This window comes from Daejeonella sp., from assembly GCF_037719425.1.
In the GTDB taxonomy this organism is placed as follows: Bacteria; Bacteroidota; Bacteroidia; order Sphingobacteriales; family Sphingobacteriaceae; genus Daejeonella.
In genome coordinates this window covers 1-10,140 of sequence record NZ_JBBJNI010000154.1, presented here as the reverse complement: position 1 = coordinate 10,140, position 10,140 = coordinate 1, and the positions used below count along the sequence as shown (strand labels likewise).

The 10,140-nt window shown below is 42.6% G+C and carries 10 protein-coding genes; 5 read left to right on the top strand and 5 right to left on the bottom strand.

The annotated features are described in order from the left end of the window. Positions 1–235: hypothetical protein (locus WKF69_RS16395; RefSeq protein WP_340383265.1), on the top strand; the 235-nt coding region annotated here is incomplete at its 5' end. A gap of 157 nt (positions 236–392) precedes the next feature. Beyond that, positions 393–959, top strand: a complete 567-nt coding sequence (locus WKF69_RS16390; protein WP_340383263.1) for a hypothetical protein — start codon at positions 393–395, stop codon at positions 957–959. A gap of 242 nt (positions 960–1,201) precedes the next feature. Here WKF69_RS16390 and WKF69_RS16385 read toward each other — a convergent pair whose 3' ends face one another. The 3 genes from WKF69_RS16385 to WKF69_RS16375 are packed head-to-tail and all read right to left on the bottom strand — an operon-like array spanning position 1,202 to position 4,488. Next, the gene (locus tag WKF69_RS16385) at positions 1,202–2,653 is read right to left on the bottom strand and encodes a hypothetical protein (RefSeq protein WP_340383261.1); all 1,452 of its coding nucleotides are present in this window, start codon (positions 2,651–2,653) and stop codon (positions 1,202–1,204) included. Between the two features lie 4 nt (positions 2,654–2,657). Next, positions 2,658–3,902: a hypothetical protein gene (locus WKF69_RS16380; protein WP_340383259.1), complete on the bottom strand. Its 1,245-nt coding sequence runs from the start codon at positions 3,900–3,902 to the stop codon at positions 2,658–2,660. 10 nt (positions 3,903–3,912) lie between these two features. Continuing rightward, the gene (locus WKF69_RS16375; protein ID WP_340383257.1) at positions 3,913–4,488 is read right to left on the bottom strand and encodes a hypothetical protein; all 576 of its coding nucleotides are present in this window, start codon (positions 4,486–4,488) and stop codon (positions 3,913–3,915) included. A 326-nt stretch (positions 4,489–4,814) separates the two neighbouring features. Between WKF69_RS16375 and WKF69_RS16370 the strand changes: the two genes are divergently transcribed. Both WKF69_RS16370 and WKF69_RS16365 read left to right on the top strand, forming a co-directional pair. Next, positions 4,815–5,195, top strand: a complete 381-nt coding sequence (locus WKF69_RS16370; RefSeq protein WP_340383255.1) for a PH domain-containing protein — start codon at positions 4,815–4,817, stop codon at positions 5,193–5,195. A gap of 399 nt (positions 5,196–5,594) precedes the next feature. Then, positions 5,595–5,984 carry a VOC family protein gene (locus WKF69_RS16365; protein ID WP_340383253.1) on the top strand — a complete coding sequence of 130 codons (390 nt, stop codon included), beginning with the start codon at positions 5,595–5,597 and terminating at the stop codon, positions 5,982–5,984. 51 nt (positions 5,985–6,035) lie between these two features. On the opposite strand, the gene WKF69_RS16360 is transcribed toward WKF69_RS16365, so the two are convergent. Continuing rightward, positions 6,036–7,058 (bottom strand): LLM class flavin-dependent oxidoreductase, encoded by a 1,023-nt coding sequence (locus tag WKF69_RS16360; protein WP_340383252.1) that lies wholly within the window; start codon positions 7,056–7,058, stop codon positions 6,036–6,038. A gap of 148 nt (positions 7,059–7,206) precedes the next feature. On the opposite strand from WKF69_RS16360, the gene WKF69_RS16355 reads away from it, so the two are divergent. Continuing rightward, positions 7,207–9,528 (top strand): GAF domain-containing protein, encoded by a 2,322-nt coding sequence (locus tag WKF69_RS16355; RefSeq protein WP_340383251.1) that lies wholly within the window; start codon positions 7,207–7,209, stop codon positions 9,526–9,528. Between the two features lie 398 nt (positions 9,529–9,926). Here the strand turns inward: WKF69_RS16355 and WKF69_RS16350 are convergent. After that, positions 9,927–10,140: hypothetical protein (locus WKF69_RS16350; protein ID WP_340383250.1), on the bottom strand; the 214-nt coding region annotated here is incomplete at its 5' end.

Here is a 10,140-nt window from a genome sequence, read left to right as displayed (position 1 = left end):
AACTTACGAAGTCTCTCTCCGACTTCCACGTGACTTCGTCAGTTTAAAATTCACAAAGAGACTTCCGAAGTTTCTTTCCGCTCTCTTAATAAACTTCGCAAGTCAACCCTCACTCACCTCTTGGTTTGAGTTCAGCGTAGCGCTCTTAAATCATTTAATAAAACCAAGGACTCTGTCCGGCTACCAGGTGTTCAACGCTCCGGAAAGCGAGCAAGGCTTGATGTCTGAATTTTAAGTATGGGATTCTGCCTACAGTGCCGGACAAAGTCCTGTTTTTCCTTTTTTAGTAATCTCGTTTACTCATGGTTTAAGTTCAGCGTGACGCTCTTAGGATCTTTCTAAATTGATTTTTTTATATATATTTCTTAACTTCAATTTGATTACTAACTGGTATGAAAGCTCTCACGTATACCGTCCTCGCTGCACTTTTATTTTGTGCCTGCTCATCCACTCCGGAATCAGAAAGTATAAAGGATACTATTACACGTGCGACAGCGGAAAGCATTGAAAATTCCCTCCCTTCGCTGAAAGGAAAATACTCAACTTTGATTGATACCTTAGGATGGTTTCGCTGCCAGGGAGCGATGATGGAATCAGCTCGCGGTGATAGCAGAGAGTTTGGTATTGAGCAGGTTTCACCGACAAGGGATGAGTGCAATACAGGTTCTGGTAAAATCCTGCTAACTAAGCTGCTGTACAGGAATGCATCGGGTATACCTGTAAATATGATTATCGATGAGATGGATGTAAAGTTGGATACGACGAGTTGGTATTCAACAATGACCTGCAAAGTGAAAGGAACATCAAAATTGGAGACCCTGCTGGTTCATTACATAAGGGGAAAAGAAAAAACAGAGGTTAATCAAATGTGGCGGGTAGACGCCGGGAAAACATCTTTTTTAAAAGTCGTAAATCCGGGAATTTTTGAATGCATTGAGGAAGAAACGTGTTTGCATTGATCAGACTTTCCACCCCCAACCCCTCCGCCCGGCTGAAGCCATTCGGACGCGGCGCCAGCCGGGGGACATGCACAGCGACACCCGCTCCCTTGGTTTCTTCCTATTGAAATGTTGTAGTTTGTTTGCCGGTCCCGATAGCTATCGGGAGAGTCCTGATTTTTATATTTAGATTTAAGTGATCCTGCGGAACACTGAAACCAAATGGGACTTCAAGACTTCAGGCCTGACCTCAGACCTCCGACTTATTGAAACACAACTTCTTTTACCGATTGCGGATTAACTGACAAAATGGAAATGTTATTGTTTCCCTGGGTGAAGAATTGAGGATACAAAACGTAAGAACTGACTTTGGTATCCAGTTCTTTGCCGAAGTGAACTGGGGCTTCCATTAAGCCATCGCTGGTAATTTGAACTGCTACCGGCAAACGTACATTCGCCATATTATGTTCATTAATATATTTACTGTATGAGTCATTATAGATCAGAGTAAGTTTATTATTAATTACCCCAGTTGCAATTTTCAGGTCTGAATCGAAGTTAAGCTTTGACTGCCATTTTCTACTGATAGGCATCTCAAACTTCTTAGATCCGTCCTGGTTAAATCCGGACACTAAAATGTCGTTATGCTGGTAAATGAAATTTGTTTCCAGCGCTTTTGGACCTGAGGTATATTCATTTTTTTGTTTTTCGGGTAGCATTTGTTCTCCTACAAGAAAGAACATATTCTTGTTGTAAACAATATCCAGCGCGGTAAGATTAGTTATCGGCTTATCGAACTTTGCCGTCTTGATCTGGGCGGGTGTGCTGGAGTTAAATATCCAGGTGCCAGTTGCCTGGGTATCACCAATTACAAGGTTCTTTTTCTGCTGGGTGTAACCGGCTATCACAAGTTCGCCCTGAGAGTTGATCTTTGTTATGTAACTCAGACTTTTTAATGTTGGATCAGAGATCATTGCAGGCATTATAAGAGGATTACCGGTCGCAGGTGCAGCATAAACTATAGGATATTTGTAAAGCTTATCAAATTCTTCCATGGTAATAAATGCATCTCCCTTATCTGAAGAGTAAAAGCTTGCTGGAGTAATTTCTTTTGTATAACCGCTAAAGCTGAATTGCCTTTTAGATATTTCTTTTAAATTTTCGTCCAGCAGAATGTAGGTGAAAATATCAGCAGTGCCCTTTTGATAAGCCGGCTTCCAGAGAACCGCAACGTGTTTTTTGTCGGGTGTTAAACTTACATACCAGTCGCCGCTATTAGACATTTTTACAATCGGGAAGCTTGCGATCGCTGCTCCTTGAGGAGCTACTGTACCTTTATTGTCAACCGGCCGCGCAGTTAAGGTATTTTTCATAGTGCTTTTATTACGATTTTCCACAAAAGCATAGGGTTTCTGCCCGATAACCAGTAACTCATTGATTCCAAAAGTATTATTTGACATACTCATCGGAAGAGTTATTTCTTTACTGGAAATTACCGCACCAGCCTTATCAGTTGCTACCAGGTTGTAAATATTCTCAAATAATTCTGTCCATCTAACGACAAAGTAATTCCCATCACTCGTACTATATGAATTGAACTCGGGATTTTGTGCTGTTAGTTTAAAGGGTGCACTGGCACTTCCTGATGAGGCATTAACCTGGGCAAAAACAGGAAGCGAAGCTACTGCCAGAAACAGGATGAGTAAATTTTTCATGAAATTATAACTTAATTTGAGATTGTCTTTTCTTGAGATCGGCGAATAACAAGTCAAAGTCCAGCTTTGATTTACGTTCAGAATTTGTGAGATTCATCGTATTCATCTTTTCTAAGGTGCTTTCTCCATGAGGTACATCTCCCAGGGCGAAATAGATTTCGAGAAGGTTATAATAAAGTGCTATTGTCATATCCTTATTGATCCTGGCTTTCTTATTTGTCGGATCAGACTCTTTTAGCGCGCTGTTCCACAGTTCTGATGCTTTAATCAGTTTACTTTTAGCAGTCTCTTTATCTTGTTTTAGAATGGATAATCCTGATGATGCCTCATTGAATGCTGTAACCAGGTCTGAATAGATTGCATCGTCTGTTTTTACATAGTACAGAGTTGCTTTACGTTCGGTTTCAGAATATCCAAACGTGTCATTCAAGAGGTTGTTTATAAAAGCAAGGTTTTCCTGAAGGGTTTTTTCTTCCAGATTTTTTATCAGAAGGTCACCGTTTACAGTTTGTGGCCGCTCGGTATTCCCAGTTTTATAGATCTTATAGCTGTTAAGTTGTGGAGGAGTGACGCTTAGAAGTTCCTTCCCCTCAGGCGAAACAACTTTAACTGCCATAGGATGACGGTAGGAAAACTCGTTGTGATACACACTGGCTTTGTAGGTACTTGTCGCACCCCTTCCTATACTCGTAACCTCTTCACTGAGAGTACGTGGCTGAGTATAATCAAAACCGTACAGGATTACATTTACTTTTAACGCATTAGAGGAATTTTTCGTGAAACCGTCTAGTTTCACATAGGTGTCTGCCAGGACAGAATAATCATAGGAGGAATATAACACCGGTTTTTCAATGATTTGCAATGTGGGAACTGCGATCATTTGCCTGACGGGTTTGCTATTATCCATTACGGATTTTTCGACAATTTTTGTTCCGAGTGATTTCTTATTGTATTCAGCGAGTTCCTTCTCATAGCGTGTATTGGCATCCTTAACCAAACCCGAATGAGCAGCCATCTCTTTCTCATATTTTTCGCGGGCCTCCTGTTCCTTCCTCACGAATTCGCTGATGCGCTCTTTATTCTTTGCTTCATAAACAGGGTCAAAAGTCAACTGATAATTGCTCGTGTTCCGAAGGACAGTTGATGGGAGTCGCTTATAGCTATAAGAGATATCTTCCGATCGAAGCTTCTGTGCATCCGCCAGGAGTGACAAACCACAGAAAAAAAGCAGTAGTGTTGTGAATTTCATTAATGTGGGACTATTGTTTCGCGGCCGCCCAGGTATTGTATTCTTCAACAATTTTATCCAGGTTAAGCATGGCATAAGCCTTGCCTCTAGCTTCTACTCTTTTTAATAAAGCAGGATAATCGGCAAAGAGTTTTGATATGTTCTTTTTGTAAGCGACGATCATTGAGGAACTAAGCACGGGCTCTTCATTTCCTTTTTGCCAAAAGATCTGCTCTTCAGGTCCCCAATATTTATAGGTTGTGATGGCTCCGGGTGAGGCAACAAAAACAAAATGATTATTAGCCTTTCCTAATTTTAGCGAACCAGAATAAGGCACACTTCTGAACTGGTTATTTTCTATTGTGAAAGCCTGAAGATCTGAAGGCCGATATACTTTCCTGGTTTTTCCATCCCTTTCTGTATAGAAAGATATTTGATTTTGATTTTCAGGGACGCCACGGTTCAATATATAACCTTTAACAACAGACCCGTTGGGCATGGTAATTGTCCCGGGATAAATCTTGTATTCAGTAAGGGGGGCTGCATATTGGGCAAACGCAAGCTGGCTCAATGCTGTTACCAGCAGAGTGATTATTATTTTTTTCATGAAGATAGATTTTGAAATGATCGTTGGTATAACGAGGCACAGGTTGCAAATATTGTGCCGTACAGAGCTAGTAATCTGAGGAACTACGTAAAATTAAGAATAGGTGTGCTTCGTCGAGAAGAAAAGTATCGCCGTTTCTTGTGCGGTTCCGCTTGAACTGTAAGCTTCTCCAAGAGGTCACGGCTAGTGATTCTGATGATAGTAGTATATCTGATTATACTGAACTTGGTAGAGCACCTATTTAACTTCAACTTGTAAAAGACTAACTATCTTCTGTAACTTGTAAACTAAATATGAGTCGATCACTTAGGTAAATACTATCAATTATGGGAATATTTTCAGCGATGTTAGGCAACGCAGGTGCCGTCACAAATGACGAGTTAAACAAGAACTTTGGTGTTCTGTTAACGGAAGGTGAGGAAATTGAACTTGGGTTCAAGCTCATTCGTGATACTTTCATTTTCACCACGAAGAGGTTGATTTTAATTGATAAACAAGGATTAACCGGTAGCAAAACTGAATATAAGTCAATCACTTATAAAAGTATTTCAAGATTCAGTATCGAAACAGCAGGGACATTTGACCTGGATGCAGAGCTGAAAATATGGGTATCAAGTGAGTCCCAACCTAGTATAAGGAAGCAATTTAACAAGTCTGTCAATGTATATGAAGTCCAGAAGGTATTGGCCCATCACGTGTTGAAATAGCTTCTTGTATTAGGTAATCTTTTAAAACTATAATTGAGAATACTTCTTCGCGAATTCAGCGTTCACAAAAAAGCCCCCCTTGGTTTAAGAGTTCAGCGCAGCGCTCTTAAATCATCTTATAAATCCGAGGACTCTGTCCGGCTACTTGGATTTCAACCCTCCGGAAAGCGAGCAATCCTTGCCTGAATATTAAGTATGGGCTTGTGATCCGGTGCCGGACAGAGTCCTGATTTTTTATATTTAGATTTAAGTGATCCTACGGAACACTTAAACCAACGGGGGAAAGCGAGCAAACCTTAACAGGAAATTGTCCAAAATCACCCCACAATATGGCTCGACCGCCCTTTCCTGTTTAATTCCATCTGGTTATATTTGGCAAGACAACCAAAAATCAACACCATGAACCAAAACATCATCTGCTGGTTTGAAATCTATGTAAAGGATATCGAACGCGCGAAAAAATTTTATAATACGGTATTAGGAACCAACTTTATAGACAGTCCCACACCCGACGGGTCAATTGATATGAAAATGGCCTTTTTCTCTCCAATGGAAAACCAGGGGGTATCGGGTGCCTTAATTGAAATGGCAGGCACTAAGGAGGGCGACGGAACGTGCGTAAATAGCATGGTTTATTTCCCGTGCCAGGATGCCAGTGTAGAAGAAAGCCGTATCAAAGCAGCCGGGGGACTCGTAAACCGTTCGAAATTTTCTATCGGTGAATTCGGGTTCTGCTCTATTTGTGTAGACACTGAAGGGAATCCGTTTGGGTTGTTTTCAATGGAGTAGGTCTGAAAGCCCAAAGCTTGAGCTTAAAGCTTAAAGCCTTAAGCTCAAAACCTACCGCCACCCCAGCCCCGGCGCAACATGCGTCAAAATAGACTCGAGCACATGTACATTATAGTCAACTCCCAGCGTGTTCGGTATCGTCAGAAGCAGGGTGTCTGCTTCCTGAATGGCTTCGTCTTCTGCTAATTGTTTAATGAGCTGATCGGGTTCGGCGGCATAACTCTTGCCAAAAACGGCACGCTTTTCGGGTTCGATATAACCGAACTTATCAGAGCCCTCACCTTGTTGACCGAAATAAGCTCTGTCCTGATCATTGACAAGTGCAAATATCGACCGGCTTACGGATACGCGGGGCTCGCGTTGATGCCCGGCCTTCTTCCAGGCTTCTTTGTAAAACCGGATCTGTTCGGCCTGCTGTATATGAAACGGCTTACCGCTTTCATCGAATTTCAGGGTTGAGCTTTGAAGGTGCATGCCATTTTCGGCTGCCCAAACAGCAGTTGCGTTAGAGGCGGCTCCCCACCAGATCCGCTCCCGCAAGCCTTCAGAATGTGGTTCCAGGCGAAGCAAGCCCGGCGGATTAGGGAACATTGGATTAGGGTTAGGCTCGGCAAATCCCTCACCATTCAACTTATCAAGGAATTCCATGGCTTTACTGCGCCCCATTTCAGCGTCCGTTTCGTTCTCCTTAGGCTCGTAGCCGAAATAACGCCAGCCCTCGATCACCTGTTCAGGCGAACCTCTGCTAATCCCTAATTGCAGGCGGCCGCCGGAGATCAGATCGGTAGCGCCGGCATCTTCCACCATATACAACGGGTTTTCATAACGCATATCAATAACTCCGGTCCCTATCTCTATCGTATTGGTTTTAGCGCCAATAGCTGATAACAAAGGAAATGGTGAACCGAGCTGTGCCGCAAAATGGTGAACCCTGAAATAAGCGCCATCCAGTCCAATCTCCTCGGCAGCAACCGCCAGGTCAATGGATTGCAGCAGAGTATCAGCAGCAGTGCGTGTTTTGTAGGCAGGATGATCAGCCCAGTGCCCAAATGATAAAAATCCTATCTTCTTCATAATACAAATACCCTTTGTTCAAAGGTCTTAAATTTTATTCCAATAAATTTCGGGGCAGGCTCTCAACTTTCCACTCTCATACTTTAATTTGGCCCGGTTTTTTCCTACCTATGTAAACAATTATTAAGAGACATCGCTAATCTTCCAAATGAAAACTGAAATCCTTGATTTGGGACTTATTGATAAGACGCTGATTCCTGCAAAGTCGCAGCTGTCTTTTCAGCCCTTTGTTGCATATCTCGAAAGTCTGATCAAGGACCAGCCGCTGAAAGAGGCCTTGTTTAAGAACATGATCGACAAGTTCAAGAACGATCTTTCAGGCAGGGAATTTGTGAGGATAGACGAAGCAGCTGAATTTGAAGAGCTGCTGGAACTGATCTATATGTTCCTTAATCCCCTTGTTTATAATTCTGCCAAACATGTATGGGCATTAAGCACACCTGTCCCCGGAGAAATTTTCTTCAGCACCGACGCCTTTTATAACTTCCATACCCGCGAGAACTATAATCCGCTGGCAGGCGATTTTGCGACTAAAAACATTTTGTCGGGTAAGGAGAAAGGATTTATTTATCAGCTTATACTAAGGCGATTTTATAACATTGATTTCAGTGTTTCCAGCGACAGTCATATTCAGGGTTTAAATCCCAAAACCCGGACGCCGGTTTACTACAAAATTCAGATCGACAGCCGTTTTTTGGACATCACTTATACCGGAGACCTGCCCGATCTGGATATCGAATTAATCGAAAGCTGGCTCGTGGATTCCAAAGGGGAGAAGTATCTCGAAACTCTGCTCCCTCTTTCCAACTTTCAAATTAAGGGCTTTTCCATTCTTCAGTTCACCGATGTTACGGAAGAACATGCTCTCGAGAATCTAAAAAATATTATCGTCAACTACGACGAAGTGGTATTCAATGAAAGCCTGAACGAAACTCTGCAATCCCTTGCAGGGAAGAGAAACCTTCGATTTGGAATATTGCCATTTATTAAATTAAACAAGCGGACAGTCTATCTCAGCCAGGCGAGTACCAATAGCATTATTATGAATGCTGCTGTCAGGTATAAAGTGAGCCAGGATATCTATCATGAATTTGTGGAGCAATACGAGGAAAGTCAGGATGTGATTGTTCACAACAATATTTCCACCAATAAATTTGAAAAGGAGCCTCTTCTTAAAATGCTGAGGTATGCAGGAATTGAATCCTTTGCGGTTCTGCCGGTAGTGTATCTCAAAAAAGTAGTAGGAATTCTTGAAGTGTACTCCAACGAAAGAGTTTTTATTGATCAGGCTCTGCTTTCCAGACTGCAGGCAGCGGTTCCTTATATCGTTCAATTATTTAAACATATCTCTGATAATTTCGACGCTTCTATAGAGCAGGCTGTCAGGAATAATTTCACTTCCATTAAGTCATCAGTAAAATGGAAATTTAACGAGGTGGTGTGGACCTACCTGAAGGAGTCGCGCGATATCGCTACGGCCGAAATAGGTAAGATCACATTTGATAAGCTTTACCCGTTTTATGGAGCAGTAGATGTCAGACAGTCGACTTTAGAAAGAAATAATGCGGTATTTACTGACATCAATCTTCACATCGAGTTACTCGAACAGGTCTTAAACGATCTGCCGGCAGTCCTGACTGAAGCCTTTACCGACATCTTGCTCCTGAATAAGAAGAGATGGCTCGAACATTTCCAGGCTTACAAGGAAAAAGGGGACGAAATCACCTTTAATAATTTAATTCAGGAGGAGATCGAGCCGTTCCTGTTCCAGGCTGCGGAGACATCCGAAAAGGTCCGGGACGTTATAAAGCCCTATTTTAATTCAGTCTCAGAATCGCAGGGTAGTTTTCATAAAAACCGCAGGGAGTTGGAGCGTTCGATGCAGATAATAAATGAAAACATTAACAAGTACCTTATAAGCCACCTGCAGGAACTCCAAAAGATATTTCCCCTGTATTTCGAGAAGTTCCGTACTGACGGTGTCGAATACGATATCTACCTCGGCCAATCCATTGCCCCTTACAAAATCTTCAACATGGAGCATGTTAGGCATATGCGGCTATGGCAGCTGAAAAGCATGGCTGAGATCGCCAGGATAACCAGGAATCTTAAACCCGAGCTTTCTAAACCTTTGCAAACCACGCAGCTGATATTCATTCACTCAGCACCCATTAGTATTAGTTTCCGTAACGACGAGAAGCGTTTCGATGTAGACGGGGCGTTCAGTGTCCGCTATGAGATGGTAAAGAAGCGAATAGATAAAGTTCTGATAAAAGGCACAAATGAACGCTTAACTCAACCCGAAAAAGTTTCCATGGTTTATTACACCAAATCAGAAGAGGAAGAGTACCTGGAGTATATCGGAGGCCTCCAGCGTGAGGGCTACTTCAGCGCCGATCTCGAGCTTTTGGAGTTAGAAGATTTGCAGGGGGTTCATGGATTAAAGGCTATCCGGGTTGGGGTAAGTTGATCGGGAGGTCGGAGATCTGAGGGGGAAGTTCCCCTATTTAGTGCCGGATCTCCTCATTGGTTTAAGTTCAGCGAAGCGCTATTAAATCATCTAATGAAACGGAAGGGGAAGCCAGGGCTCCGATTCCGGCGAAGGCCGGAATCTCCTAATTTCTCCACCATGACCTGTCATTCCCGCGCAGGCGGGAACCTCCAGGACAAATGGAAAAAAATACCTCACACTTTGGTTTAAGTCCAGCGCAGCGCTCTTAAATCATTTTATAAAACTCAGGACTCTGCCTCTTTGGTTTAAGAGTTCAGCGCAGCACTCTTAAATCATATGATAAAACCCAGGACTCCGTCCGGCTACTAAGTATTTAACAACCCTGAAAGGAAGCAAACTTTGGAATCTAAATCTAACTATGAGAAAGAAGAAGGGTTGCTTCCTATTGAACTGTTGTAGTTTGTTTGCCGGACAGAGTCCTGATTTTTTATATTTAGATTTAATGACCCTGCGGAACACCCTAAACCGAAAGGGGGAAACCAAATGGGAGGTTCTGGCCTGCCTGCGGTAGGCAGGCTTTCGCCCAATGTCATTAAGTTAAGGGAACGGAGGTTCTGACTTTCGCCAGAT